27 protein-coding genes and 4 tRNA genes are annotated in these 26,282 nt (G+C 69.4%); 15 read left to right on the top strand and 16 right to left on the bottom strand.

The genetic code is table 11. From position 1 onward, the window contains the following. Positions 1-72: 72 nt before the first annotated feature. The 3 genes from AB0F40_RS07455 to AB0F40_RS07445 all read right to left on the bottom strand — a co-directional run bounded on the left by AB0F40_RS07455 (position 73) and on the right by AB0F40_RS07445 (position 846). A tRNA-Met gene (locus AB0F40_RS07455) sits at positions 73-146 on the bottom strand. A gap of 77 nt (positions 147-223) precedes the next feature. Then, positions 224-700: a hypothetical protein gene (locus tag AB0F40_RS07450; RefSeq protein WP_357465485.1), complete on the bottom strand. Its 477-nt coding sequence runs from the start codon at positions 698-700 to the stop codon at positions 224-226. Beyond that, a complete protein-coding gene (locus tag AB0F40_RS07445) occupies positions 697-846 on the bottom strand; it encodes a hypothetical protein (protein WP_357465484.1) in 150 nt (49 codons plus the stop codon). The genes AB0F40_RS07450 and AB0F40_RS07445 overlap by 4 nt, the downstream gene beginning before the upstream one ends. Before the next feature lie 76 nt (positions 847-922). Between AB0F40_RS07445 and AB0F40_RS07440 the strand changes: the two genes are divergently transcribed. Then, on the top strand, positions 923-1,486 hold the full coding sequence (locus AB0F40_RS07440; protein ID WP_357465483.1) for a TetR/AcrR family transcriptional regulator: 564 nt from the start codon (positions 923-925) through the stop codon (positions 1,484-1,486). 34 nt (positions 1,487-1,520) lie between these two features. Here the strand turns inward: AB0F40_RS07440 and AB0F40_RS07435 are convergent, their stop codons facing one another. The 5 genes from AB0F40_RS07435 to AB0F40_RS07415 all read right to left on the bottom strand — a co-directional run bounded on the left by AB0F40_RS07435 (position 1,521) and on the right by AB0F40_RS07415 (position 4,835). Continuing rightward, positions 1,521-2,402: a tetratricopeptide repeat protein gene (locus AB0F40_RS07435; RefSeq protein WP_357465482.1), complete on the bottom strand. Its 882-nt coding sequence runs from the start codon at positions 2,400-2,402 to the stop codon at positions 1,521-1,523. Positions 2,403-2,712: 310 nt separating this feature from the next. After that, on the bottom strand, positions 2,713-3,468 hold the full coding sequence (locus AB0F40_RS07430; protein ID WP_357465481.1) for an alpha/beta hydrolase: 756 nt from the start codon (positions 3,466-3,468) through the stop codon (positions 2,713-2,715). A 292-nt stretch (positions 3,469-3,760) separates the two neighbouring features. Next, a tRNA-Val gene (locus AB0F40_RS07425) sits at positions 3,761-3,837 on the bottom strand. 77 nt (positions 3,838-3,914) lie between these two features. Beyond that, positions 3,915-4,406 carry a peroxiredoxin gene (locus AB0F40_RS07420; RefSeq protein WP_357465480.1) on the bottom strand — a complete coding sequence of 164 codons (492 nt, stop codon included), beginning with the start codon at positions 4,404-4,406 and terminating at the stop codon, positions 3,915-3,917. Positions 4,407-4,427: 21 nt separating this feature from the next. After that, positions 4,428-4,835, bottom strand: coding sequence for a DUF3052 domain-containing protein (locus tag AB0F40_RS07415; RefSeq protein WP_357465479.1), 408 nt, complete (start codon positions 4,833-4,835; stop codon positions 4,428-4,430). Between the two features lie 439 nt (positions 4,836-5,274). Between AB0F40_RS07415 and aceE the strand changes: the two genes are divergently transcribed. After that, a complete protein-coding gene (gene aceE, locus AB0F40_RS07410; RefSeq protein WP_357465478.1) occupies positions 5,275-8,025 on the top strand; it encodes a pyruvate dehydrogenase (acetyl-transferring), homodimeric type in 2,751 nt (916 codons plus the stop codon). 139 nt (positions 8,026-8,164) lie between these two features. Here the strand turns inward: aceE and AB0F40_RS07405 are convergent, their stop codons facing one another. Next, complete coding sequence (locus AB0F40_RS07405; protein WP_357465477.1) at positions 8,165-8,857, bottom strand: hypothetical protein; 693 nt, start codon at positions 8,855-8,857, stop codon at positions 8,165-8,167. Positions 8,858-9,179: 322 nt separating this feature from the next. Between AB0F40_RS07405 and AB0F40_RS07400 the strand changes: the two genes are divergently transcribed. The 7 genes from AB0F40_RS07400 to AB0F40_RS07370 all read left to right on the top strand — a co-directional run bounded on the left by AB0F40_RS07400 (position 9,180) and on the right by AB0F40_RS07370 (position 15,555). Next, a complete protein-coding gene (locus AB0F40_RS07400) occupies positions 9,180-10,313 on the top strand; it encodes a helix-turn-helix domain-containing protein (RefSeq protein WP_357465498.1) in 1,134 nt (377 codons plus the stop codon). Between the two features lie 119 nt (positions 10,314-10,432). Next, positions 10,433-11,419 carry an ACP S-malonyltransferase gene (locus tag AB0F40_RS07395; protein ID WP_357465476.1) on the top strand — a complete coding sequence of 329 codons (987 nt, stop codon included), beginning with the start codon at positions 10,433-10,435 and terminating at the stop codon, positions 11,417-11,419. Then, a complete protein-coding gene (locus AB0F40_RS07390; RefSeq protein WP_357465475.1) occupies positions 11,416-12,417 on the top strand; it encodes a beta-ketoacyl-ACP synthase III in 1,002 nt (333 codons plus the stop codon). The genes AB0F40_RS07395 and AB0F40_RS07390 overlap by 4 nt, the downstream gene beginning before the upstream one ends. 127 nt (positions 12,418-12,544) lie before the next feature. Next, positions 12,545-12,793, top strand: coding sequence for an acyl carrier protein (locus tag AB0F40_RS07385; protein WP_357465474.1), 249 nt, complete (start codon positions 12,545-12,547; stop codon positions 12,791-12,793). Positions 12,794-12,920: 127 nt separating this feature from the next. After that, positions 12,921-14,165, top strand: coding sequence for a beta-ketoacyl-ACP synthase II (fabF, locus tag AB0F40_RS07380; RefSeq protein ID WP_357465473.1), 1,245 nt, complete (start codon positions 12,921-12,923; stop codon positions 14,163-14,165). Between the two features lie 129 nt (positions 14,166-14,294). Beyond that, positions 14,295-14,780, top strand: a complete 486-nt coding sequence (def, locus tag AB0F40_RS07375) for a peptide deformylase (protein WP_357465472.1) — start codon at positions 14,295-14,297, stop codon at positions 14,778-14,780. Positions 14,781-15,057: 277 nt separating this feature from the next. Continuing rightward, positions 15,058-15,555 carry a DUF3145 domain-containing protein gene (locus AB0F40_RS07370; protein ID WP_357465471.1) on the top strand — a complete coding sequence of 166 codons (498 nt, stop codon included), beginning with the start codon at positions 15,058-15,060 and terminating at the stop codon, positions 15,553-15,555. A 93-nt stretch (positions 15,556-15,648) separates the two neighbouring features. Here the strand turns inward: AB0F40_RS07370 and AB0F40_RS07365 are convergent, their stop codons facing one another. Continuing rightward, positions 15,649-16,836, bottom strand: a complete 1,188-nt coding sequence (locus AB0F40_RS07365; RefSeq protein WP_357465497.1) for an RtcB family protein — start codon at positions 16,834-16,836, stop codon at positions 15,649-15,651. A 213-nt stretch (positions 16,837-17,049) separates the two neighbouring features. Here AB0F40_RS07365 and AB0F40_RS07360 point away from each other — a divergent pair. Next, a tRNA-Ile gene (locus tag AB0F40_RS07360) sits at positions 17,050-17,123 on the top strand. A gap of 44 nt (positions 17,124-17,167) precedes the next feature. On the opposite strand, the gene AB0F40_RS07355 is transcribed toward AB0F40_RS07360, so the two are convergent. The 3 genes from AB0F40_RS07355 to AB0F40_RS07345 form a co-directional block, all read right to left on the bottom strand. After that, positions 17,168-17,515, bottom strand: a complete 348-nt coding sequence (locus AB0F40_RS07355) for a cupin domain-containing protein (protein ID WP_357465470.1) — start codon at positions 17,513-17,515, stop codon at positions 17,168-17,170. A gap of 129 nt (positions 17,516-17,644) precedes the next feature. Continuing rightward, positions 17,645-20,383 carry a polysaccharide lyase family 1 protein gene (locus tag AB0F40_RS07350; RefSeq protein WP_357465469.1) on the bottom strand — a complete coding sequence of 913 codons (2,739 nt, stop codon included), beginning with the start codon at positions 20,381-20,383 and terminating at the stop codon, positions 17,645-17,647. A gap of 235 nt (positions 20,384-20,618) precedes the next feature. Next, positions 20,619-21,740 (bottom strand): M15 family metallopeptidase, encoded by a 1,122-nt coding sequence (locus AB0F40_RS07345; RefSeq protein ID WP_357465468.1) that lies wholly within the window; start codon positions 21,738-21,740, stop codon positions 20,619-20,621. A 156-nt stretch (positions 21,741-21,896) separates the two neighbouring features. Here AB0F40_RS07345 and AB0F40_RS07340 point away from each other — a divergent pair, with 156 nt between their 5' ends. Then, on the top strand, positions 21,897-22,466 hold the full coding sequence (locus AB0F40_RS07340) for a hypothetical protein (RefSeq protein ID WP_357465467.1): 570 nt from the start codon (positions 21,897-21,899) through the stop codon (positions 22,464-22,466). Positions 22,467-22,473: 7 nt separating this feature from the next. On the opposite strand, the gene AB0F40_RS07335 is transcribed toward AB0F40_RS07340, so the two are convergent. Further along, a complete protein-coding gene (locus AB0F40_RS07335; RefSeq protein WP_357465466.1) occupies positions 22,474-22,932 on the bottom strand; it encodes a hypothetical protein in 459 nt (152 codons plus the stop codon). Between the two features lie 232 nt (positions 22,933-23,164). On the opposite strand from AB0F40_RS07335, the gene AB0F40_RS07330 reads away from it, so the two are divergent. The 3 genes from AB0F40_RS07330 (at position 23,165) to AB0F40_RS07320 (ending at position 24,064) form a co-directional block, all read left to right on the top strand. Then, positions 23,165-23,237: transfer RNA gene (locus AB0F40_RS07330), tRNA-Asn, on the top strand. Positions 23,238-23,570: 333 nt separating this feature from the next. After that, entirely contained in the window at positions 23,571-23,699 is a 129-nt protein-coding gene (locus AB0F40_RS07325) for a hypothetical protein (protein WP_357465465.1), read from the top strand. Then, the gene (locus tag AB0F40_RS07320; protein WP_357465464.1) at positions 23,696-24,064 is read left to right on the top strand and encodes a transcriptional regulator; all 369 of its coding nucleotides are present in this window, start codon (positions 23,696-23,698) and stop codon (positions 24,062-24,064) included. The genes AB0F40_RS07325 and AB0F40_RS07320 overlap by 4 nt, the downstream gene beginning before the upstream one ends. Before the next feature lie 720 nt (positions 24,065-24,784). On the opposite strand, the gene AB0F40_RS07315 is transcribed toward AB0F40_RS07320, so the two are convergent. Next, positions 24,785-24,991 (bottom strand): 4-oxalocrotonate tautomerase family protein, encoded by a 207-nt coding sequence (locus tag AB0F40_RS07315; RefSeq protein WP_357465463.1) that lies wholly within the window; start codon positions 24,989-24,991, stop codon positions 24,785-24,787. A gap of 56 nt (positions 24,992-25,047) precedes the next feature. Here AB0F40_RS07315 and AB0F40_RS07310 point away from each other — a divergent pair, with 56 nt between their 5' ends. Continuing rightward, positions 25,048-25,542 (top strand): NUDIX domain-containing protein, encoded by a 495-nt coding sequence (locus AB0F40_RS07310; RefSeq protein ID WP_357465462.1) that lies wholly within the window; start codon positions 25,048-25,050, stop codon positions 25,540-25,542. A gap of 31 nt (positions 25,543-25,573) precedes the next feature. On the opposite strand, the gene AB0F40_RS07305 is transcribed toward AB0F40_RS07310, so the two are convergent. Next, positions 25,574-26,233 carry a hypothetical protein gene (locus AB0F40_RS07305; RefSeq protein WP_357465461.1) on the bottom strand — a complete coding sequence of 220 codons (660 nt, stop codon included), beginning with the start codon at positions 26,231-26,233 and terminating at the stop codon, positions 25,574-25,576. Positions 26,234-26,282: the final 49 nt, after the last annotated feature.

The following is a 26,282-nucleotide window of genomic DNA, read 5'->3' as shown; positions in this document are numbered from 1 at the left end:
CCGGCCTGACCGGCCTCAAGCCCTACGAACGTCTCAGGCCCGGAGATCCGCAGATCTCCGGGCCTGATCTCGTAGCGGGGACAGGATTTGAACCTGTGACCTCTGGGTTATGAGCCCAGCGAGCTACCGAGCTGCTCCACCCCGCGATGACACCCTCAGGTGCGGACCTAAGGTATCACCACTCAGGCACGCCATCTTCCACGTGCCATGCCATCTTCCGCGGTCAAACCGGCTGTTCGGTGGAAGATGGCGTGGCACGCGGAAGATGACGTGGTGCGGCGACGGCGCCCCCGGTTCGCAGCGTCGGCTTCGCGAGCAGCGCCACCGCGAAGGCGACCGTGGCCACGGTGAAGGTCACCAGTGGCGGTCCGGGGACGAACACCACGGCCAGGGCGAGGGCGGCTGCGCTCGAGACGAGCGCCACGACTCCGAAGGTGCGCATCCAGTGAGACGGTGCCTCGAGTGCCGAGGCGATCATCCACAGCAGCAACCCGACGACCAACATCGCCAGCCCCATCGAGAGGCTCACCCCCCGGTTCAAGAGGTCTGCCTGGAGCGAGACCGGACCGAGCTCGAGGGACGTCGCCCGCATCGCCGCGTCCAGCTCGGGATCGGCGGGCAGCACGAGCTCGAGGATGTCGTGCACGACGCCGGTGAACATCCAGGCGGCCGCGCCGACCCGGAAGGCTGTCAGATTCATCGGGCTCTCATCTCAGCAGGAGTTGTGTTCGGGCCACCGGCGTCGATCAGGGCCTGCCGGTTCGTGGGCTCGACGCCGAGCACCTTCGCTCCCCGGAAGGCGCGGAGCGCCGAGAAATCACGGACCAGCACGGCACCCTCGCTCATCTATACGGTAGCGTACAGAGAGACAGTAACCCATCTATGCGGAGGCGTATAGATGCAGAGGAAGGTCTGGTGAGGAATGGTCGGCACGACGCGCACGCCGCGCGACCGATGGGTCGAAGAAGGACTGCATCTGCTGGCGGACGGCGGCCCGGACGCCGTCCGCATCGAGGTCCTGGCCAAGCGGCTCGGGGTGACGAAGGGCGGCTTCTACGGGTTCTTCGCCGATCGCGACGCGCTGCTGCGGACGATGCTGGACTCCTGGGAGCGGCAGAGCGTCGACGACGTGATCGAGAACATCGAGACCCACGGCGGTGACCCGAAGGCCAAGATCCACCTCGCCGGCGTGCTGACGTTCTCGAACGACCACCTGCTCCCCATCGATCTGGCGATCCGTGACTGGGCGCGCCGCGACGAGGATGTCGCGGCGCGGCTGCGCCGGGTGGACAACCGGCGCATGGACCTGCTGCGCGAGGCGATCGGCGGCTTCTGCTCGGATCCTGACGAGGTTGAGGCGCGCAGCCTGATCGCCTTCTGCGTGGCGATCGGTGAGCACTTCCTCGCCGCGGATCACGGCGGACGGCCCCGGGCAGAGGTGCTTGCCCGAGCCGCCGACCTCATCCTCGACCGCCCCGGAACCTGACGCGGGAATGCAGTGTGGCGACGTCGGACACGAGCTATCGGTCGCCGGTCGGGCTGGCGTCGTAGTCGTTGAGCCTTTTCCGGGCGCCTGCTGCAGCCCGTCGCGCTGGCCTCTCTCGTCCGACCTCGGCGACGTCGCACAACCAGATGAGCGCTCCGCGCACCTCGATGGTGTCTGGGTGCTGGGCGCAGCGGACACGGGCACTACGTTCCAGCGTGCGCTCCAGCAGCTCGATTCCCCGGATGACATCGTTCAGCTGCAGGGCCGAACCCAGGGCGCTCGCCACTCGCAGAGCCTCAAGATCATCGAGCCCCACGCTCTTCTCCAGGGCGTCGAGCTTCCTCTGCAGCATCACGTCGGCGTCGTAGATCCCTCCGGGACCCATCCTCGACCCGGCTTCGGCTACGGCCTCTTGCGCGCGCGTGGTCTCGGGATGCCCTGGCCCAAGGACCCGGGCGAGGTGGTGGGACGTCTGCTCGAGCATCGCGTAGGCATCGACCACGCGCCCGGCGGCCAGGTACGCCTCGCCGACCCGCTGACGAATCTGGAGCGTCGCCGTGTCGTCGACGGCAAGCACCGCCTCATGACGTGCCAGCACCGCTTCGTACAGCGGCACGGCCTCGCTCGCCCGGCCTGCCGCCCACATCACTTCGGCCTCTTCGTATGCCGACCCGCGCGCCTCAGGGTGCTCGGGCAGCCGCGACGGTGGCGGGCCCGGCCAGTCCTTCTGGTACCGGCCGGTCAGATGGTCGACCATCGCAAGGTTCTTCGAGAGCCGCTTGTCGCCCCAGGGGTTGCCGGCGCTGACCGGAAAACGACGCCCCACGTACTCGGAGCCCCGCCGGGAGAGCGCAGAGCCGAGGTCAATGATGCGGTACCGCCCTAGCGACCAGACCGGAATCCAGAAGATGGTCATGTAGAGCGTCTTGACGACCGATCCACAGTGGGGGCATCGGTCCGAACCGCCATAGAACCTGCCACCCGACCCGTTGTACGTCGTGGTGTCCGGCGGATCCCACGCCAGAGTCTCCTCGGTGCACGCGGCACAGAACGGTCCTTCGCCAGTTCGGGGATCGTGATCAGGCCGGGACACATCTTCTCCTGCTCAGCGGGTTGGGCCAAGGCCAGAACGGTACAACGATCAACGATGGCGCGATCCTGACCGGCAGGAAGTCCTCGACGCTGTCCGGGAGCAGGGCCGTGTGCCGCGCGGCAGACCGGTCCACTCATCGTGTGGTGTGCTGCACCAGCGCGTCGACGAAGACGTCCCAGAGCGGCTCCGGCAGCTCGTGCCCGGCCTTCGTCATGACGAGCAGCTCAGCCCCCGGGACCTGGTCGCGCAGGGCCTGACCGTGCGGCAGCGGGAACACCGGGTCCTGTTCGCCGTGGACGACCAGGGTGGGCACGGCGATATCGCCGAGGCCACCCTTGTCTGGACCGTCGAAGTCGATCATGACGTGGTTGGCCAGAGTGGACCCGATGTTGGTCGCCCGCGCCACGTCCGCCTCGGCGATCGCCCGCACGGCCCGCTCGTCGTGGTACGGGGATCCACCGGAGTAGACCTTCATCAAGCCCGTGATGAACTCCACGACCGCCCTCGTGTCAGAGGGGTCCGGGTTCCGAGAGGTGTACTCCATGAACTCGTCAGACATTGGCGGCAGCTCACCACCACGCGGGGTGGTCGATACGAAGGTCAGCGAAGCCACCCGGTCGGCGTAGTCGATCCCGGCGAGACCGATGATCGCCCCGGCCATCGACCGTCCGACCAGGTGCGCTTGCTCGATGCCGAGCACATCGAGGATGCCCAGCACGTCCTCGGTCATGTCCCGCAGGGAGTAGCCCGGCTGCCCGGTCGGATAGGTCGCCGACTTCCCGGTGTCCCGGTTGTCGAACCGGATCACGAACCGATCGCGCGCCGCGATCCGCTCGCAGAGCGCAGCCTCCCACCACAACATCGACGCGGCCGCTCCATGCACAAGCACGATCGCAGGGTCCTTCACGTCACCAAAGGTCTCGACACAGAGATCGACACCGTTGGCCCTGACGGTCTTCTCACCGTTGGACATACACACGCTCTCTTCGCTCGGGAAGGTTCGGCGCGTCCCGCCGCACCGTGTCCGACGACCGGCCGGCGCCATCCTCATCGGTCCGAGCCGTCCGCACGCCGGGCATACCCGCAAGACCGGCGGCTCGTCTTTGCATGTCATCGCGTCCAGCGGCGGAGATACAAACGATGACGCGAGACATCTATCAACGATGTCCCGCGTCATCACATGGTGGGCCCGGAGGGATTCGAACCCCCGACATCCACGGTGTAAACGTGGCGCTCTAACCAACTGAGCTACGAGCCCCGGCAGCGGACAACAATACCTGGCCCGCGACCCGGACGAGGCCTACTTTTCCAACCTCGTCCACATCGGCGGCCAGGTCAGATCTCCGCGACCGCCCTGCGGTAGTCCTCCAGGTCACGCGCCTGCCCCCGCGGGTTGACGACGCACCACCGGATGATCCCGTCGACGTCGACCAGGAACGTCCCGCGCAGCGCGTGCCCGGCGTCCTCGTCGAGCACGCCGTAGGCACGCGCCACCTCGCCGTGCGGCCAGAAGTCGGACAACAGGTCGAACTGGTAGCCCTCGGCCGCCTGCCACGCCTTGAGCGTGAAGACCGCGTCCGTGGACACCACGAGAAGGCGCACGCCTGCCGCCTCGAAGTCCTCGAAGTTGTCGCGCAGCTCGCAGAGCTCACCGGTACACGTGCCCGAGAACGCGAACGGGACAAAGACCACGAGCACCGGCGCACCGCGCAGGTCCGACAGCGTGGTGGGGGTGCCGTGGGTGTCGGGCAGCGTGAAGTCGGGTGCTGGGTCACCCGACTTCAGCGGCACCACGGAACCCCGCTGTGTGGCAGTGGGCTCGGTCATGGCTTCTCTCTTGTCAGACCTTCACTTACCGCGACCCCGGAAGGCGAGCCGAGTGGCCGACCAGTCCGCCGCGATCGCGAACGTGCTGGTGGTCTGCAGGCCGGCCGTGGTGGCGGCCTCCTGGATGTCGCTGTGGCCCACTTCGCCGTCGCGCCCCGGCTTGGGCGTGAGGATCCAGATAAGACCGCCGTCGTCAAGAACGGTCAGCACATCGACCATCGCGTCGGTGAGGTCTCCGTCGCCCTCCCGCCACCAGAGGATGACGCCGTCGGTCACATCCCCGAAGTCCTCGTCCTCCAGCTCGCTACCGATGATCTTTTCGATGTCGGCCCGGAGTGCTTCGTCGACGTCGTCGCCCCAGCCGAACTCCTGCACCACCTGGCCGGCCTCGAAACCGAGGCGCCCAGCGCCCTGGGTGTCCGTGCTCACTTGGTTGATCGTCCCTCTCTCATGTCCGGCACTGTCTGCCGGGTCGTATGCCTCTTCTGTCGGTCCTGCGTCGGACCCTCCGTCGCCAAAGGTAGTGCACGCACCCCGGCCATGCCTCGCAACCAGGTCGCGTGGTGTCTTTTTGATGAATCGATGAGACCTGGGCAACGCGCGAGTCATGCACTCAGTCTCATCATTGCGATACCCCGTATCAATACTGGTGCGAACCGGCACAGACGTAACGCAGATCACGCACTCTTGACCGCCCTATGGTGTGAGCGCACGCTGTGAGGGGACAGAATGGCTAGATCCACCTGTGCGTGGGCGTGCACAGTCGCAACCCCAGCTGTGGCGACGCAACGCCGACGCGACGGGTCCTGACGAGGCGGCGGGGAGCGCGAACCGCGACCGCGCCGCGCGACACCGAGAGAGGTTGCTGGTGGCTTCGTTTGACGAGACCGGACCGCTGATCAACGGTCTGCTCAGCGCCGTACCTGATATCGACCCGGCCGAGACCGATGAATGGGTCGAGTCATTTGACGGGCTGATCGACGACAAGGGCGGACCCCGCGCCCGGTACGTCATGCTCAACCTGTTGCGGCGGGCGCGAGAGCGGAATGTGAGCATCCCCGCGTCTATGGCGACGCCCTACGTGAACTCCATCGGGGTGCACGAGGAACCGTACTTCCCGGGCGACGAGGCCATGGAGCGCCGCTATCGCTCGTGGATCCGCTGGAACGCGGCGGTCATGGTGACCCGCGCCCAGCGCGAGGGCCTGAGCGTCGGTGGGCACATCTCCTCGTACGCGTCCGTCGCGACGCTGTACGAGGTAGGGCTGAACCACTTCTTCCGGGGCAAGGACCATCCCGGCGGCGGCGACCAGATCTACTTCCAGGGCCACGCCTCCCCCGGCGTCTACGCCCGGGCGTACCTCGAGGGCCGCATGTCCGCGGACCAGCTCGACGGGTTCCGCCAGGAGAAGTCGCATCCGGGTGGCGGCCTGCCGTCGTACCCGCACCCGCGGCTCATGCAGGACTTCTGGGAGTTCCCGACCGTCAGCATGGGCCTCGGCCCGGCGTCGGCCATCTACCAGGCCTGGACCAACAAGTACCTGCACAACCGCGGGGTCAAGGACACGAGCCAGCAGGACGTCTGGGCGTTCCTCGGCGACGGCGAGATGGACGAGCCCGAGAGCCGCGGCATGATCCAGCACGCCGCCCAGCAGCAGCTGGACAACCTGACGTTCGTCGTGAACTGCAACCTGCAGCGCCTCGACGGGCCGGTCCGCGGCAACGGCAAGATCGTCCAGGAGCTCGAGGCCCAGTTCAAGGGCGCCGGCTGGAACGTCATCAAGGTCGTGTGGGGCCGCGAGTGGGACGCCCTGCTCAACGCCGACAAGGACCGTGCGCTGGTCAACCTCATGAACGTCACCCCCGACGGTGACTACCAGACCTACCGCGCGGAGTCCGGCGCGTTCATCCGCGAGCACTTCTTCGGGCGCGACCCGCGCACGAAGGCCCTCGTCGAGAACATGACCGACGAGGACATCTGGAACATGAAGCGCGGCGGGCACGACTACCGCAAGCTCTACGCGGCGTACTCGGCAGCGCGGGCGCACACCGGCCAGCCGACGATCATCCTTGCGCACACCGTCAAGGGCTACGGCCTGGGCTCCGGCTTCGCCGGGCGCAACGCGACGCACCAGATGAAGAAGCTCAAGGGCAACGACCTCAAGACGCTGCGCGACTCGCTCCGCATCCCGATCTCGGACGCCGAGCTCGAGGCCGACCCGTACCTGCCGCCGTACTACCACCCGGGTGCCGAATCACCGGAGATCCAGTACATGCTGGAGCGCCGTCGTCAGCTCGGCGGGTTCGTACCGGAGCGCCGCACCACGGCGAAGACCACCCTGCAGATGCCCGAGGACAAGACCTACGAGCTGCTGAAGAAGGGCTCCGGCACGCAGCAGGTCGCCACGACCATGGCGTTCGTGCGGCTGCTCAAGGACCTCTTCAAGGCCAAGGACTTCGGCAAGCGCATCGTGCCGATCATCCCGGACGAGGCTCGCACCTTCGGGCTGGACTCGATCTTCCCGAGCGCGAAGATCTTCAACACGCTGGGTCACAACTACCTGGCCGTGGACCGTGAGCTCATGCTGAGCTACAAGGAGTCCGAGCAGGGCCAGATGATGCACACCGGCATCAACGAGGCCGGTTCGGCTGCCGCGTTCCAGGCGGTGGGCACGTCGTACGCCACGCACGGCGAGCCGATGATCCCGTTCTACATCTTCTACTCGATGTTCGGCTTCCAGCGCACGGGCGACCAGTTCTGGGCGGCCGGCGACCAGATGACGCGCGGCTTCATCATCGGCGCCACCGCTGGCCGCACCACCCTCACGGGTGAGGGCCTGCAGCACGCCGACGGGCACAGCCCGCTCATCGCCGGGACGAACACCGCCGTCGTGCAGTACGACCCGGCCTACGGGTACGAGATCCGGCACATCGTGCGGGACGGCATCGAGCGCATGTACGGCGACGGCTCCGACGGTCGGGACCAGGACGTCATGTACTACCTCACGGTGTACAACGAGCCGATGGTGCAGCCGGCCGAGCCGGAGGACGTCGACATCGACGGCATCAAGCGCGGCATCCACCGCGTCTCGGTGTCGGACGCCGATGGCCCCAAGGCCCAGCTCCTCGCCTCCGGCGTGGGGGTGCCGTGGGCGCTCGAGGCGCAGCAGCTCCTCAAGGAGGACTGGGGCGTCTCGGCCGACGTGTGGTCGGTGACCAGCTGGAACGAGCTGCGTCGCGACGCGCTGGCCGCGGAGCACGACTCCCTGATCGACCCGGCGGCGCCGATGCGCACGCCGTACGTCACCGAGAAGCTGTCCGGTGCCCAGGGTCCGTTCGTCGCCACCACCGACTTCGACCACCTGGTGCCGGACCAGATCCGCGCGTGGGTCCCCGGTGACTACGCGGTGCTCGGGGCCGACGGCTTCGGCTTCTCCGACACTCGTGCCGCCGCACGGCGGCACTTCCTCATCGACGGCCCGTCGATGGTGGTCCGGACGCTGCAGGTCCTCGCCCGGCGCGGCGAGGTGCCGACCGACGTCGTCGCGAAGGCCGTCGAGAAGTACCGCCTGCTCGACGTCAACGCCGGCACGTCCGGCGTAGCGGGCGGCGACAGCTGACCCGCTGCCCGCCGGCGGTGGACCCGTAGGTCCACCTCGAGAACGACCTGAGGTACCGATCCGAGCCGGATTCGGTACCTCAGGTCATTCTCGTGGCGGACTTGTGTGCTGAGCCTCGGGTGCCCGTGCCCAGGCTCGGTCAGACCGTCGGGTTCGCCTGCTCAGCCGCGGCTATCGCCCGCTCCAGCTCCTCGCGCAGCGGCTTGACCGCCTTGGGGTCCGGGTGCATCTCCAGGGCCCGCAGGTGCCGCCGGGCCTCGAACACTCGGCCCGCCTCGAGCGCGGCCAGCACCAGGTGCTTGCCGACCACCGGCGAGTGTTCCCGCACGCGCCAGTGCCCCACCCCCAGGCCCAGGGCCTCTACCGGCATCCCCGCGTCCCGCAGGATCGCCAGACCCTCCGCCAGGGCGCGACCGTCAGGGTCCCGCTCGGCGGCGGTGATGAGCCGCCGGACGGCGCCGTCCGGGTCGTCGGCGAGCGACAGCCGGCCCAGCTCGATCAGCGGGTACCAGCCCCGCGGGTGCCCGGCCAGCTCCTCGGCGAGGGCCCAGACCGCCAGGTCAGCCTCCTGCTGCTTCGACTCGGGGATCTCGTCGGAGTCCCGCAGCGGATCCTCCAGCGTCGGGTCCTCGGCGGCCCGACGGCGAACGATCTCTGCCAGGGCGCCGAAGGCCTCCTCGTTGTTCGGATCGTCGGTCAGCTGGGCGCGCAGCGCGTCCTCGTGTCCCGCGTCCCCTCGTCGGGGCGCCGACGGCGACGGGCGGCGAGCGCCGACCGTGGACGCAGACAGGGGCCGACGGATGAGGCGGCGGAGCCGATGCATCAGGGCCATGCCCTCGACCCTACAGTTTCCCGCAACGTCGCACTGGGCTCGCACTGCCTTGAAAGTCCGTTTGTGGACTCTCCACAACTCGGGCTCGTATGCTGCCAGGGTGCCAGCAACTCGACGGGCCGCGCGAGCGGGTGCCCACAAGACCGACCGGGAGGCCGGGTCGCCGGCCGACCCCGCGGCCGGCCAGGATGCCGGTCAGGACACCGCTGAGAACGCCGGCACGGACACCGGTCAGGCCGGACCTACCGAGAAGGGACCGGCAGAGACCCGGCCGGCAGGGCCCGGGCCGGCAGAGGCCGGGACCGACCCCGCCGGCTTCCCGATGAACCTCCAGCGGGTCCGCGAGGCCAGCGGCCTCCTCACCGCCGCCGCGATGCGCCGGCTGGACGAGGACCTCACCTGGTACCGCGACCTGCCCGCCGAGGACCGCTCGTACGTGGGCCTCGTCGCCCAGGCGGGCATCAACGCCTTCACGTCCTGGTTCACTGACCCCGACCGGCCCCCGCACGGCGTCAGCGAGATCTTCGCCGCGGCGCCCACCGAGCTGACCCGCTCCATCTCGCTGCAGCACACCCTGCAGCTGGTCCGCGTGGTGGTCGACGTCGTCGAGACGCACTCCGACCGGATCGCCGCCCCGGGCGGCGAGCGCGACCTGCGCGAGGCCGTCCTGCGCTACTCCCGCGAGGTCGCTTTCTCCGCGGCAGAGGTCTACGCCCGCGCCGCGGAGTGGCGCGGCGCGTGGGACGCCCGGCTGGAGGCGCTGGTGGTCGACGCCCTCGTCCGCGGCGACGGCGACGACTCCCTGCGCTCCCGCATCTCGGCGCTCGGCTGGAGCGGCCGGGGCAACGCACTGGTCGTCGTCGGGCTCGCCACCGAGGAGCTCGACGAGATCCGCACCGCCGAGATCCGCCGCGTCGCCCGACGCGCCGCCGGCGACGCCCTCGTCGGCATCCACGGTGACCGCCTCGTGCTCGTCCTTGGCGGCGAGGGCGACCTCGTGGCCGCCGCCACCTCGCTGCTGGGCCGCTTCGGCACCGGCCCGGTGGTGATCGGCACCCAGGTGCCCAGCCTGACCGACGCCGCCCGGTCCGCCCGGTCGGCGCTCGCCGGCCTCACCGCGGCCCCGGCGTGGCCGCAGGCGCCGCGCCCGGTCATGGCCGACGACCTGCTGCCCGAGCGCGTCCTGACCGGCGACTACACGGCCCGGGCCACGCTGATCGCCCAGGCGTTCACCCCGCTGCAGGACGCCGGTGGGGCGGTGCTGGAGACCCTCTCGGCCTACCTCGGCACCGGCCGCTCCCTCGAGGCCGCAGCGCGGCATCTGTACGTTCACCCCAACACCGTGCGCTACCGGCTCCGCAAGGTGTCGGAGATCACCGGCTGGGACCCGCTGGACGCCCGGGAGTCGTTCGTGCTGCAGGTGGCGCTGGCGCTGGGCCAGCTCGGCCGGGGCTGACCCGCCCGCACTAACTCTTCCCCGAGGTCAGCGCCTTGTAGGTTCCCCACAAGGCCCCCTGATGAGGTTGGTACAGGTCGCGACGTCCTGCGGGGGTCGCGGGTTGGCAGAGTGGACGCGTGCTCGCCGTCGTCTGCCCTGGACAGGGCTCTCAGACCCCCGGGATGCTCAGCGACTGGCTCGAGCTGCCCGGAACCGAACAACGCCTCGCCGCAGCATCCGAGGCCTCGAAGCTGGACCTGGTGGCGCACGGCACCACGTCGGACGCCGACACGATCCGGGACACCGCGGTGGCCCAGCCGCTGATCGTCACCACGTCCCTGCTCGCGCTCCGCACGCTGCTGGACGGGCGTGCGGCCGCGGAGGTCATCGACGTCACCGCAGGCCACTCCGTCGGCGAGCTCTCCGCGGCCGCCGTCGCGGGCGCACTGTCCGACGACGGCGCGGCCGGCCTGGTCGCACGCCGCGCCCGGGCGATGGCCACGGCGGCAGCTGCTGCCCCGTCGGGCATGAGCGCCGTCGTCGGCGGCGACCCGGACGAGGTGCTGGCCGCCATCGAGGCGGCGGGCCTGTGGCCCGCCAACGTCAACGGCGCCGGGCAGACGGTGGCCGCCGGTGCGCTGGAGGACCTCGCCAAGCTCGCGGAGAACCCCCCGACGCGCGCCCGCGTGATCCCGCTGCAGGTCGCCGGGGCGTTCCACACGCCGTTCATGGACGCGGCGCGCGCCGAGTTCGAGCCGGTGGCCCTCGGCTGGGACGCCACCGACCCGACCCTGCCGTTCCTGGCCGACCTCGACGGGACCGCCTACACCGGCGGCGCCCACGGGCACGGCACCGGGGCGGACGTGCTGGGCAACCTCGCGCGCCAGGTGACGGCGCCCGTGCGCTGGGACCTGATCATGACCGGCCTCGCCGAGCGCGGCGTCACCGGCCTGCTCGAGCTCGCTCCCGGCGGCGTCCTGACGGGTCTCGCCAAGCGCGGCCTCAAGGGTGTGGAGGCGGTGGCCGTGAAGTCGCCCGCCGACCTCGACGCCGCCCGCGCGCTCATCGCGGCACACAGCGACGTCCTTTCCAGCGGCACGAACGCGACCGGAGCACACCAGTGACCATCCTGCAGCAGGCCCAGCCCACGCAGTTCTCGCGGATCCTCGCGATCGGCGGGGAGCGCGGCGAGCTCGTCGTGACCAACGACGACATCGCGGGCCCGATCGACTCGTCGGACGAGTGGATCCGCCAGCGCACCGGCATCGTCACCCGGCGTCGGGCCGGCGCCGACAAGGACGTGCTCGACCTGGCCGAGGCCGCTGCCAACAAGGCGCTGCACGCGGCGGGCCTCGTCGGCGCCGACATCGACGCGGTCATCCTCTCGACGATCACGCACATGCACATGACGCCGTCGGGCGCGGCGATCCTGGCCGAGCGCATCGGCGCCACCCCTGCCGCCGCCTACGACGTGTCGGCGGCCTGCGCGGGCTACGCGTACGGCATCGGCCAGGCGGACGCCCTGGTCCGCGCGGGCCTCGCGCGCCACGTGCTGGTGATCGGCGCCGAGAAGCTCAGCGAGATCATCGACCCGACCGACCGGTCCATCTCCTTCCTGCTGGGCGACGGCGCCGGCGCGGCGATCGTCGGCCCGTCCGACACGCCCGGCATCGGCCCGACGGTCTGGGGCTCCGACGGCGCCAAGGCGACCGCCATCCGCCAGACCCACTCCTGGACCGAGCTGCGCGAGGACCCGTCGCTGGGCTGGCCCACGCTGCGCCAGGACGGCCCGACCGTGTTCAAGTGGGCGGGCTTCCAGATGGCGCCCATCGCGGAGAAGGCGATGGCGGAGGCGGGCGTGACCGCCGAGGACATCCAGGTCTTCATCCCGCACCAGGCGAACATGCGGATCATCGACCAGATGAAGAAGCAGCTCGGTCTGCCGGATACCGTTGTCATCGCGCGCGACATCGCCGAGACCGGCAACACGTCGGCGGCGTCGATCCCGCTGGCCGCCGAGCGTCTCCTGGCGGAGGGGCAGGCGAAGTCGGGCGACCTCGCTCTCCAGATCGGGTTCGGCGCGGGCCTCGTCTATGCCGCGCAGGTCGTGGTGCTGCCGTAGCCAGGGTCCGGCGGCCGGAGGAAAATGGGCCGTCGTGCATTCCGGTCGCGAGATGCGCCAAGATTCGACCAGCAAGACTCCGGTGCCCGACGGCGCCGGTGACCGTTACGAAAGATAAGGAAGTCCCATGGCCAACACGGACCAGGAGATCCTCGAGGGCCTCGCCGAGATCGTCGCCGAGGAGACGGGCCTCGACCAGGCCGACGTCCTGCTCGAGAAGTCCTTCACGGACGACCTCGACATCGACTCCCTGTCGATGATGACCATCGTCACGCACGCCGAGGACAAGTTCGGGGTTCGCATCCCGGACGAGGAGGTCAAGAACCTCGCGACCGTCGGCGACGCCGTGAGCTTCATCAAGAGCGCCCAGGCCTGAGCCGCCCCCGACGGCGGCAGCGTGGCCCTGTTTCACCGGGCCCGCGCCGCCGTCGGGCACTCGCTGCTCACAAAGCAGCACCCTTAGCACCTGCCCCCTTCGTCCCACCACCCTCGGGAGCATCATCATGACCTCCGTACGTGAAGTCGTCGTCACCGGCCTCGGCGCCACCACACCCCTCGGCGGGGACGTGGCATCCACGTGGGAGGCCGCTCTCGCAGGCGAGTCGGGGGCGCGCACCCTCGAGAACGACTGGGCCGAGCAGTACGGTCTGCCCGTCACCTTCGCCGCCACCATCAAGGTGAACCCGGCCGAGGTGCTCAGCCGCCCTGAGACCAAGCGCATGGACCCGTCGGCGCAGTACGCGATCGTCGCAGCCCGCGAGGCCTGGGCCGACGCGGGCAGCCCCGAGGTCGACGGTGACCGGCTCGGCGCCGTCGTGTCGTCGGGTATCGGCGGCATCCAGACCATCCTGGACGGCTGGGACACGCTCCGGGAGCGCGGCGCCCGCCGCATGCTGCCCATGACCGTGCCGATGCTCATGCCGAACTCGCCGGCCGCCTACGTGTCGCTCGAGCTGGGCGCCCGCGCGGGCACCCACGCCCAGGTGTCCGCCTGCGCCTCCGGCGCGGAGGCCGTCGGCTACGCGGTGGACATGATCCGTTCCGGCCGGGCCGACGTCGTCGTCGCCGGCGGTACCGAGGCCGCGATCCACCCCATGCCGCTCGGCGCGTTCGCCGCGTCCCGCACCCTCTCGCTGCGCAACGACGACCCGCAGCGCGCGTCCCGCCCGTACGACGTCGACCGGGACGGCTTCGTGCTCGGCGAGGGTGCCGCCGTGCTGGTGCTGGAGAGCGCCGAGCACGCCGCGGCGCGCGGCGCCCGGGTATACGCGAAGGTCAGCGGTGTCGGGCTGTCGTCCGACGCGTACCACATCACCTCCCCCGACCCCGAGGGCACCGGCCAGGTGGCCGCCATGCGCTCCGCGATCCAGGACGCGGGCGTGACGCCCGCCGACATCGTGCACGTCAACGCGCACGCGACGTCCACCAAGGTGGGCGACCTCACCGAGACGGCGTCCATCCGCAAGCTCTTCGGGGCCGACGCCGACCACGTGCAGCTCTCGGCGACGAAGTCCATGACCGGCCACCTCCTGGGCGGCGCCGGCGCCATCGAGTCGCTGTTCGCGGTCAAGGCCGTCGCCGAGCGACTCGCCCCGCCGACCATCAACGTCGACAACCCCGACCCGGAGCTGCAGGTCCCGCTCGTGCGCGACGAGCCGTACAAGCTGCCGGGCGGCGACATCGCCGCGATCAACAACTCGTTCGGCTTCGGCGGCCACAACGTCGCGCTGGTGATCCAGAACCACTGACGCTTCCGCCACGACCGTTGAGTGCTGGATCTTCGCCCCGTCATGACCTTGTCAGGGGCGAAGACCCAGCACTCGACGGTCGGCCTGTCGTGCCCGCGACCCTTCGTTCTGACATGGGAGAATGCCCGCATGGCAATGCGTGAGATCCGTGTGGTTCCCGACCCGGTGCTGCGCACCCCGTGCGACACCGTGACGACGATCGACGACCGCGTCCGCAGCCTGGTCGCCGACCTGGTCGAGACGGTGGACGACGAGGGGCGTGCCGGACTGGCCGCCAACCAGATCGGCGTCTCCCTGCGGGCCTTCTCGTGGAACATCGAGGGCGAGATCGGCTACGTGCTCAACCCGCGCATCGTCGAGCTGGGCGAGGAGCTGCAGGACGGCGGCGAGGGCTGCCTGTCCGTCCCCGGGCTCTGGTACCCCACGGTGCGCGCGAACTACGCCCGGGTCGAGGGCATCGACCTGAACGGCGAGCCGACGTCCGTCGAGGGCACCGGGATCATGGCCCGCTGCCTGCAGCACGAGTGCGACCACCTGGACGGCACGGTCTACCTCGACCGCCTCCAGAAGGAGACGCGCCGCGCGGCGATGCGGGAGCTTCGCGCACGCCTCTGAGGACCGAACGGTCGATTTTCGTACACGCCACTCCTGTGGGATAAATCGCAAGAAAGTCCTAAGGGGTACTAGTGGTGCGGCGGCGTTCTACGCAAGAATGTGCCGCACGAACTCGTCGTACGTGGTGATTCTTTCGACGCCTGCGCGCCGTTTCGCCTCGCATCTCGTCGACGAATCGGGCAGGATGTGGTCCGAAGCACCGCTGTGCAGCCGACCACAGCGTCACCGCCCTGGTGAGGACGTAGGGGAAGACGTACCTCGACCCAGGGAGGAAGACATGGCCGGTGTCATCACGCGGGGTGTGCTTTTTGTGCATTCGGCGCCTCGTGCCCTGTGCCCCCACATCGAGTGGGCAGCGGGGAACGTACTTGGCGTGCGCGTATCCATGGACTGGACCCCGCAGCCCGCGGGGCGCGGTCTGTACCGTGCCGAATACTCGTGGCAGGGCCAGCAGGGCACGGGCGCCAAGCTGGCGTCCGCCCTGCGGGGCTGGTCGCACCTGCGGTACGAGGTGACCGAGGACGCGAGCAACGGGGCCGACGGCGCCCGCTGGTCGCACACTCCCGACCTCGGCATCTTCCACGCCATGACCGACGTGCACGGCAACGTGGTGGTGCAGGAGGACCGCGTCCGTGCCGCCATGGAGCTCGCCGACCCGCGTGCCATGCGGGACGCGCTCGACCTCGCCCTGGGCGCCGCCTGGGACGACGAGCTGGAGCCGTTCCGGTACGCGGGCCTCGGCGCCCCGGTCCGCTGGCTGCACCAGGTGGGCTGAGCGCCAGCCTCTCCCGCTACCCAGTGATTCGGCCCGAAATCCTTCGGGGTTTCGGGCCGAATCACTGGGTATGCGCCCGCAGCCCGGCAGGGCTCAGCCCTTGACGCAGAGGATCGTCCGGAGGCGTGCTACTACCTCCACCAGGTCGGACTGGGCGGCGATCACCGCGTCGAGGTCCTTGTACGCCCCGGGGATCTCGTCGAGCACTCCGCGGTCCTTGCGGCACTCGACGCCCTCGGTCTGGACGGCGAGGTCCTCGACCGTGAACTCCTTCTTGGCCCGCGTACGGGACATCCGCCGGCCCGCGCCGTGCGACGCCGACCAGTACGACTCCGGGTTGCCCAGGCCGCGCACCACGTACGAGCCGGTGCCCATCGATCCGGGGATGAGCCCCAGGTCGCCCAGTCCGGCCCGGATCGCGCCCTTGCGGGTCACGATGAGCTCCTCGCCGTCGACCTGCTCGCGCGCGACGTAGTTGTGGTGCACGTTCACGCCCTCGTCGAAGGTGAGTGCGCGGCCGCCGTCGGACATCCCCGCGAACTCGTCGCGGACCGCCTGGACGGTGAGCGCCATCATGACCGCCCGGGACCGGGCCGCGTACTCCTGCGCCCACCAGAGGTCGTTGAGGTACGCGTCCATCTGCGGCGTGCCCGCGAGGAACACGGCAAGCTCCCTGTCGACGAGCCCCACGTTGTGCTCGAGGTGCTTCGCGACGCCGACGTGGTGCTCGGCGAGCTCCTTGCCGATGTTGCGCGAGCCGGAGTGGAGCTGGAGCCAGACCTGGTCGTCCTGGTCGAGGCAGAGCTCGACGAAGTGGTTGCCGCCGCCCAGCGACCCGAGCTGCTTGCGCGCCCGCGTCTCCAGCTGGCGGACCTTCGGGTCGAGCGTCTCGAACCGGTCCCAGAACGCCTGCTCGCCCCGCAACCGCTCCTGGCCTCCGGAGCCCTTCACGGGCCGCAGGCGGCGCGGGTCGATCTGCTCGCCGTGGGAGTGGAACCCGACCGGGATCGCGGCCTCGATCCGTGCACGGAGCCGGGAGAGGTCGTCAGGCAGGTCGTCAGCGGTCAGCGAGGTGCGGACGCCGATCATGCCGCACCCGATGTCGACGCCCACGGCGTTCGGCGACACGGCGTCGCGCATGGCGATGACCGAGCCGACGGTCGCACCCTTGCCGAGGTGGACGTCCGGCATGACACGCACGCCCGCGACCCAGGGCAGGGCGGAGATGTTGCGCAGCTGGTTCAGTGCGGCGTGGTCGACGTCATGCTCGTGCGCCCACATGAGGGTCTGGGCCCGGGCGCCGGACAGGGCGACCGGGAAGTCCGAGGACATGGAAGTACTCCAGTTCTTTGAGGGAATGGCTCGCAGAACCTATGGGCCGACGACGAGCGTGCGCCAGAAGATTTCGGCGGCGACCCTGTGTCCACGCGCGCGTGGGAAGCCCTGCTCTGCCTGCCTGAGGCAGTAAGATCCTCCCGCGGCCTGATGCCGTGGGCCCCGTTAGCTCAGCTGGTCAGAGCAGGAGACTCATAATCTCTTGGTCCTCGGTTCAAGTCCGAGACGGGGCACCGGAGGCCCGGAATCCCGCCGATTCCGGGCCTCTTTTCTTTCGTCACCCGGTGGCGACCTTGTCGCTGCCCGCGGGGCCACGAATGGTCAGGCCCCGGGCTGGGTACCGGACAGCGACCAGCGCATGGGAGACGCCCGCGCCGACGGTGAGCGCCTCTCCGGCCGCCACCGTGACCCGCGATCCGTCGACGTCCACGTCGATCGCGCCCTCGAGCACGACGTAGACCTCGTCGCTCGTCCGGTGGAGGTGAGCGCCGTCGTCGCCGTACGGCTCGTCGACGTGCCAGTGCAGGACCTGGAGGCGGTCCGAGCGGAAGCCGTCGTCCGACGGCGGGTGCGGGCCGGCGATCACCGTCAGGCGGCCCTCCAACGAGATCTTGCTGAACGACATCCGGGCAGTCTGACAGTCGCCCCGCTCCTCCCGGCGACGAGCGCGGAAACGGCCCGGCGGGAGCACGGCGGCCCGGGTCCACACGTCGTGGACCCGGGCCTCCGTCGTTCAAGTCAGCCGTCGTTCAGGTCAGAGGTCGACCACGTTCCCCCCGATCGTCACGACCAGGCGGCCGTCGGACGCGAAGGACCAGTCCAGCGACCCGGAGTACTGTCCGCACCGCGAGCCGTTCGAGCCGTTCCACCACTGGTTGCCGCCCGCGTCGTTGCCGATGATGCGGTCGTTCGACCCGCTGTCGCAGGACGTGTTGTCACGGAACGTCGACGAGCCGCCGTCGAAGTTGAAGTTGCGCTCCGCGCTGCCGATGCTCAGGTTGTTCTCGATGGTCAGCGAACCGAGGTTCCGGTTGTAGCCGAACCCGTGCTTGCCGTTGTCGTAGGCGATGCTGCGCCGCACGACGTGGTCCACCGCGATGTCCTCGCCGCCGAGCTTGTAGCCGTTACGGTCGCCGTTGCCGGCCTGGCCGCCGTCGGACAGCGTCCCGTTCTCGTACGAGAGCGAGTCCTCGATGGTGACGGCGCCGATCGGACCCGTCTCGTCCTTGGTGTACAGATCCCAGCCGTCGTCGATGTTGTTGTGGGCCACGGTGTAGCGGAACACGTTCCCCGGACCCACCGTGAGCTTCGGCGCGAACCCGTCGGCGTCCTCCCCGTCGGAGTCGGAGTTGTCGTGCGACTCCGAGGACACGATGAGGTTGTTCGACGGCCACTCGCTGCTCGGCGCACCTGCCGTGTAGCGGGAGAGCTGGAGGCCGGTGTCGCGGTTGAAGCGGGTCACCACCCGCTCGATGATGTTGTTGTCGCCGCCCAGGAGGATCCCGTTGTCTCCGGCGCGCTCGACGACGATGCCCCGCACGTGCCACCAGTCGCCGCCGATGGCAAGTCCCCGGTTGGCCGAGTTCTCGCTCTGCGCGGAGAAGTTCAGTACCGGCGTCTCACCGGGGTAGGCGAACAGCTCGGTGCGGTTGCCCGACGTCCCGCTGTTTCCCGGCTCGATGGCGACGGTCTCCGAGAGGTCGTACGTCCCACCGCGCACGGAGATCGTCCCGCCGGGCTCGATCCGGTCGATCGCCGCGGCAAGCGTGGTCGGGTCCGACTCGGTTCCGGCGGCACTGTCGCTGCCGTCCGGCGCCACGTACAGCGCGTCGGCCCCTGGCTGCTCGCCCGGGTCCCCATCCCCCGGGTCCCCGTCACCGGGGTCTCCGTCGCCCGGGTCTCCGTCGCCCGGGTCGCCGCCGTCCGACGGCGTACCGGCGTAGGTCTCGAACTCGGCGACTCGCGGCGTCCCGTTCGAGCTGGTGATCTCGAAGTCGATCTTGCCGAGCGTGGTGGTGGCGAAGGAGATGACCCCGGCACCGCTGCCGGTGGTCAGGACGGCATCGGTGTCATGGTTGACGACACGCCAGGACCCGATGTTGCCGACGGCGTCGGCGGCCTCACGGATGTTGATGCTCGACACTGCGCGGTCCGTGTCCCACTTGACCGAGATGCGGCCGGTGGAGCCGGTCGGGGACCAGTAGGTGCTCATGGAACCGTCCACCACGTTGCCGAAGCTGGTGCCGCTGGCCTTGCTGGAGCCGTCGGCGCCGGCACCCGCGCTCAGGTTCTCACCGGTGGGTGGGTCGGTCGGGTCCGTGGGTGGGTCGGTCGGGTCCGTGGGCGGGTCCGTCGGGTCTGTGGGCGGGTCGGTGGGATCGGTCGGGGTGCAGCTACCGTCCGACACCCGCAGGCCGTTGTTCGCGCCGGCGGTGTCGCTGACGACGCCGGGCACGCAGCTCGCCCCGTCCAGCGGGTACGAGTACGGGATGCTGACCGACGTGTTCGACGTCGGGTCGGGACCCGCCGGGTAGTTCTCGCTGCCCTCGCTCGACCAGGTCACGTTGTCGAAGATGTTGCCGTCGACCTGCCAGGAGCCCAGCTCGTCGGTGTAGAAGGTGCCCAGGACGTCCTTGGAGTCCTCGAAGTAGTTGTTGTCCACCTTCGCCTTGGCCCCGGCCCGGGAGTTGATGCCGGACTCGACCAGGCCCACGTAGTGGTTGTTGTACATGTGGGCGATGCCGCCGCGCAGCAGGGGCGTGCGGGAGTTGAGGTTCTGATAGAGGTTGTGGTGGAACGTGACGAAGCCGTTCGACCGGTCGCTCTCGCTGGAGCCGATGAGGCCGCCACGCTCGGAGTTGCGCAGGATGCTGTAGGACAGGGTCACGTACTTGGTGTCGTTCTTCATGTCGAACAACCCGTCGTAGCCCTCGTCCTCCCCGCCCGAGGCCTCCAGGGTGAGGTGGTCGCCCCAGACGTTGCGGACGCCGCTCTCCATGCCGATCGCGTCACCGCCGTTGGACGTGGGCGAGCCCGACTTCTTCACGTTCCGGACCGTCACGTTCTGGATGATGATGTTGCTGGCCTCGCGGATATGGATGCCGATCTGGTCGAACACCGCACCGCTCCCGACCCCGACGATCGTGACGTTGCTGATCTGCTTGAGCTCGATCACGTCGTCGGCCGTGCTGCAGCTGTCGCCCGACACCTTGCTGGTGTTGCCGTGGTTGATGGTGCCTTCGACCTCGATGATGATCGGGGTGCTGCTGCTGGCGCGGGTGCACAGGGCCGTGTGGAGCGCCGTACCGGTGGTGGCCCGCACCGTCTCCCCGCCGGCACCGCCGGTGGTCCCACCGTTCTGGGTGGCGAACCCCGTGGCGGGGCCGGTCGCCGCCGCAGCCTCCGGGACGGACTGGGCGGTCACACCGATCGTGACCGCGAGGGTCACCGCCGCCACCGCCGAGAGGATCTGCCTGGCTCTTGGTCGTCTCATCGTCATTGCCTCACGTTCGTCGTTGAATGCGGGACATTGCTGTGGTTCCTCGTGCGATGCGGGCTCGACAGAAGCGTCTGTGCCGCCACTGACCGGATGATTTTCCAACCCGCGGGTAACCGGTTTCTCGGATCCTAGTAACCGGTTTCCCGGATGGCAACCCCTCGACGCAAACGCGTCGGGGAAGCGTCGAGCGGTGGAGGGTGTCGAGCGGTGGAAGCCGCGGCGGCGGGCCTCAGGAACCGGAGCGCGCGAGCACCGACTCCCAGTGCCACGGCTCGGGGACGCGCCCGTTCGGCTCGGCGAACGCCGGGTGGGTCCAGGAGTAGGTCTCGGCGTTGTCCTTGAGCCACTCGTACTGCGCGGTCCCGAACGCCTCGACGCCGCCACCGATGTCGACCGCCAGCCCCAGGCCGTGGTTGGAGCAGCCAGGCGGCGCGGCGATCGGCGACGACGGGTCGTAGATGGACTCCTGCGACTTGTACGACCGGTACGACGAGTTGATCGTCAGGTGCTCGCCGAAAGCCTCCTGGTAGGCGTCGTCGAGCTTGATCAGGCTGTCCAGCACGTCGGCGCGGACGAAGTGCGTGGGCGCCCACGGGATCTCCGCCAGCGCCGACTCCGGCACCTTGCCGCTGTCGGGGTCCCACGTCTGGTCCGGCGCGGGACAGGTGATCGCGTCCTGCGCCTCGACCAGCGCCGAGGTCGCGACCGTGACGACCGAGCGGTTCGTGCTCAGTTCGTGCGCGGCCTGCTCCAGCGCCGCCAGGTCCTCGCCATCGACGCTGGTGTTCGCGGCGGCGTCAGCGGCGGCCATGGAGTCCAGAGCGGACTGCAACCGTTCCCGTGCGCCGTCGTCGACCCCGAGGCCCTCCGTCGCGGCGTAGACCTTCTCCGCCCGGCCCTGAGCGGCCACCAGATTCTTGCGGGCCGCCTCGACCTCGCCACGGCCGAACTCGAGCATCGAGCCGCGCACGGCGTCCGTCGCCGCACCCAGGGACCGCCGAGCGCCCGCCGTCCCGGTGGTGAGCCGCGTGAGGACGGACTCGCCCAGCACGGACTCCGCCTCGGTGATCTCCGCGGTGAGCCCGACGCGCGTCGTGTTGTTCGCGACCTTCCCGTCGGAGGTCTCCATCAGCCGCTTGGCCGCGGTGACCTGCGTGGAGAGGGCATCCGTCTCCGACGTGACCCACCAGGCGACGCCGCCGCCGCCCAGCACGAGGACGGTCACGAGCGTCGCGACGACTACCCGCAGGATGCGCCTGCGGCGGATCTTCGCCTCGCGGCGGTCTCTTGCCGTGGCACCGGGCTTCACACCTGAGGGATCAACAGCAGGCATGGCGTTCGTCGAGGTCACGAGCCCAGAACCTACGGCACCCACAACCTCCCGGCCGACCTGCCAGCGGGTGAACTACGCCACCGCCAGGGGCTCGCCGGGCGGGACCTCGGCAGGCTCCGGAGACACGGGACCGGCGTTGTTCATTCCTCCTGCCCGCGGCACTACGGTGAGGACATGGGGTTCCGATGGCGGTCCAGGCACCGCCCGCAGAAGGCGGTCCGCCGTGCCGTGCGCTCACATCGCACCGACTCGGTGCTGGCCGAGGCAGCGCTGGTCACGTCGACGGGTGAGGCGTGGGCGTTCGCCACACGCGCCGAGCTCCTGCTGATCTCCGTACCTGAGGCGCCCAGCGACCAGGAGGACGGCGAGTCGCAGGGCGCACCCTCCGTCGTCGTGCACCGGGAATGGTCCGACGTCGACCGGGCGACCTACGACGTGGAGTCCAACGTCATCCGGGTGCACTGGGTCGACGGCGACGAGCCGACACCACTCGCTCTCGACGGCCGGCGTTCCGTGCTGCCGCAGGTGCTGCGCGAACGGGTGCAGTGGTCGGTCGTCCTGGCGGAGCCCGTCAAGCTGACGGGCGGGCGTTCCGCCCGCGTGGCGGTCCGACGCCGGGCGGACGGCGAGCTGTTCTCCCAGGTGATAGGTCAGAGCGACCTGGACGTGACGGATCCGGACGTCGCGGATGCGATCGACGCCGCTGAGGCTCGGGTTCGAAACGCGGCTGGGCTACCTGGCTGAACGGGGCTCATCCCGCGTACTGCCTGTTCCCGGGATCCCGGAACTCGACGGCCACCTGCCAGGGCGTGCCCTCGGCCAGGTCCGGCCTGATGATGCCGTCCTCCCACCACACGTGCAGCACGCCCGACGTGTCGGTCTGGCCGCACAGCACCACGGGCTCCGCGTCGACGACCTTGCCCTCGACGAATCGCTGTGACCGGTGCGCGAGCCCGTCATGGTCGAGCTGCCCGAGGGCCTCCTTGATGTGCTCGGCCGCACCGCGGCCTGTCCCGCGGATCACTATGCAGTACTGGTTCGCCAGGCCCTTGAGCGTCGCGTCCGTGTCACCGTCCCAGAACGTGCACCCGGCCAGGTGCCCCGGGTCCAGGCGCTCGAACAGGATGCGGTACGCCGCACGACCGTAGGAGGAAGCGGCGAGGCCCTCGATCTCGAACACGATCCCGATCTCGTGCGTTCTGCGAAACACGATCATCTCCATCCGTTGGGCGTCTACCGCAAGGATGCGCCGGCGGCGCCGGGACGGGTCCCTGTGGCGACTGGTCGACCGTGCCGCTCGGGCCGGCCGGCGACCTGGCACGAGCCCTGCCGGTGTGATCGATGCCGCTACGACGGGGATCGGATTCGAGGCAGGACTACCGGCTGGAACCTGTTAGAGTTTTCACCGGTCGCCCAACCGGTTCACGGTAGGGCGAACGCGATCCCGCGTAGCTCAGCTGGCAGAGCATCCGACTGTTAATCGGACGGTCGTTGGTTCAAGTCCAACCGCGGGAGCATCTCAGAGGCCTCGAAGCCCCAGTTGATCTGGGGATTCGAGGCCTTGTTGTGTCAGTGGCGATCCTCTTCCAACACCCTCACGCCCACCATGCTCGCCGACACCTGCTGCACGAACGCCTCGGTCGGCGCCAGGCCTCGAGCGTGTGGGCGCTGGGTCGACCAGCACTGCGCGGGACCTCGATCGCGACAGCATCGACCCATGCTTGTCGCGCATATGCATATGGCGCATAATTGCTGGGTGAACCTCTTTCCCGCGCGACCGTTCCGAATCGGGATGGGTTCGCTGTACGCACGATCGTCTGGTTCACCCCGGAAGGAGAGGCGGTCTTGATGCTGTTCTTCTCGGACAAGGCCCAGATGGGCGACGTCTTCTACGACTCGGTCGGCAGCCGCGCCGATCAAGCGATCGACGAATGGCTGCGCGACCGGCCCGCACCACAGAAGGAGGACGACCGATGAGCGACGACGCCTACACCCCGTTCAACGACGAGCTCGACGAGATCATCAACGCCAACCTTGAACGTGCCGCTGCTGTCGCGGGGATCCGTGCCGAGATGGATGACGCAGACCGCGTCTACCGGATGAACCTTGCAGCCCTCCGCTCGGCGGCTCACTACACGCAGGAGGAGATCGCTCAGCGCCTGGGCATGAGCCAGAGCGCAGTCTCTCGCGCTGAGAAGCGTGGCGACATGCTCTACAGCACGCTCCTGTCCTACCTTCGGGCGGCTGGCGCCGAAGACCCGACACTCGTGGTCACGATGCATGGCAAGCGCATCGAGATCGACCTGGCTACTGCTGCGGAGCACGAAACGCCCGCAGCCTGATCTCCCGCTGAGCGCACCGCCGCGTCTACGCCGGCCTTCAGGACGACGCACGGCGTCAGGGCGTGCCGGTACGGGAACGTTCACGGTAGGGCGAACGCGATCCCACGTAGCTCAGCTGGCAGAGCATCCGACTGTTAATCGGACGGTCGTTGGTTCAAGTCCATCCGCGGCAGCCACAGGCCCGGAATCCCTCGGATTCCGGGCCTTGCAGTTTCTGGCACCGGTGCTGCCCGGCCGAGTTGCCGGGTGAGCAGCCACGCCGGGCGCCCCGGGGTCCCGCCGACTGACAGCAGACTTTGTCGCACCCGTGATCCATGACTGCAGAGTTGGTCGCGGATGGCAGCCCCGTACCCGCGACCAACTCTGCACTCGGCGAATCTGAGTGCGACGAAGTCTGCACTCGGCCGGAGGGCGCCGACCGCGGCCGACCGTTGGGAGCAGCCGACGTCGGCAGTCTCCCGCGAGGTCGGCAGTTTGCCCTGCGGAGTCGGCAGTTTGCATCGAGGTCGGTCCAGGCCTGTGCCGATCTCGATGCAAAGTGCCGACCCCGCAGGAGACTGCCGACCTCGTGGGGCAAAACTGCCGGCCGGCAGCGTCCCCCGCAGCGGCACGTGTTGTCAGCCCAGCGATCGTGCCCAGAAAGCGCCTGAGTTCGGACCCAATCGCTGGGCTGCCGAGCCACTAACCGTCCAGGCGTATCCGACGGGGGCCGTGCATCAATCAGGCGATGCTCTCGTCCTGGCCGGAGTCGGCGAGGGTGACGCCACCTACTCCCCAGTTCTCGCGCGGCAACTCCTGGATGACCACCCGGATCGTGTCCGGCTTCATGTGCATCACACGGGCGTACGTCTCGGTGAGCTCCGCAATGAGCCGTCGCTTCGTCTCGTCATCACGCGGTGACGCGTTCAGGACCTGGATCAAGGGCATGGCCGACATCCCACCACGGCCCGACCCCCACACCCAGGTCGCGCGAGACTTGACCCATGCCGACGACCAGCGCAGGCCTCCTGCCCTACCGACAGCTGCCCGACGGCGGGCTCGAGGTGCTGCTCGGCCACATGGGCGGGCCGTTCTGGGCGCGCAAGGACGCGGGTGCGTGGACGGTGCTCAAGGGCGAGCTCGATCCCGGCGAGGACCCGCACGCCGCGGCGCTGCGCGAGGCGAGCGAGGAGCTCGGGATGCAGCTGCCGCCGTCGTCGGGCCCGGACATCGAGCTCGGCGAGGTCCGTCAGCGGGCGGGCAAGAAGGTCCTCGCCTGGGCGCGGGAGTGGCCTCGGACGGGACCCGACCTCAGCCGGATCGCGAGCAACACGTTCGAGATCGAGTGGCCCCCACGGTCAGGACGGCGCATCGAGGTCCCCGAGATCGACCGGGTCGCCTGGCTCGGACCCGACGACGCACGGCATCTCGTCGTGAGCGCGCAGTCCGCCTTCATCGACCGGCTGGAGGACGCGCTCGCAACGCCGCAGCTGCCCTGACCGGCACCCTCGGTCAGCCCGACACCCCCGGTCACCCCTGCGCCACGGAGTCCAGCCAGCCGTACCGCAGGCGCAGCGCGCGCTCCGTGCTGGCCACGGCGGCACCGAGCGCGAGCGCGACGTTGAGCCAGAACGGCAGGTGGACCGGCGAGGTGAACGTACCGAACCGCTCAGCGACCGGCGGGATCTCGAAGGCCACCTCGACGAGCTGTGGGATCACCAGCAGTGCCGGGACGATCAGCAGGAGCAGGGAGAGCAAGCCGATCCAGCGGCTCAGTGCCGGGCGCTCACGGTCCAGCCGCTCGCGACGTCCCTCGGCCGAATCCCGGTCCGGTGTCAGCTGGTACTCGGCGCCTTCGTCGGTGACGTAGTGGCAGCGCTTGAGGCCGAACGACGTCGGCGCCACCTCGATGACGCCGCCCGGCACCGGGAAGGCGGCCGGCAGCTTGGACTCGGCGTGATGTCTGCCGTCGAGATACAGGTGGGCCTTGCCCTTGCCGTCGTCCGACGCGGCCCGCTGCAGGTAGCTGACATCGACGGCGTAGACGACCTGCCGACCGGCGTCGTCCCGCAGCGGAAGGTAGAACAGCGCCCGCGACAGGGGCTGCCACCAGCGGAACCGCTTCAGCGGACGTCCGTTGCCGGGCTTGACCCGCTGCATCGCGCGGCGCCGCGACCACTCCTTGAACATTCACGACTCCGGTTCGTCACTGACGACAGCGATACGCGCCCAGGCTAGA

This window comes from Promicromonospora sp. NPDC023987 (assembly GCF_040639055.1).
Taxonomy (GTDB): domain Bacteria; phylum Actinomycetota; class Actinomycetes; order Actinomycetales; family Cellulomonadaceae; genus Promicromonospora.
Note: the sequence above shows the minus strand (reverse complement) of the source record. Positions and strands in the feature narration are given on the sequence as shown.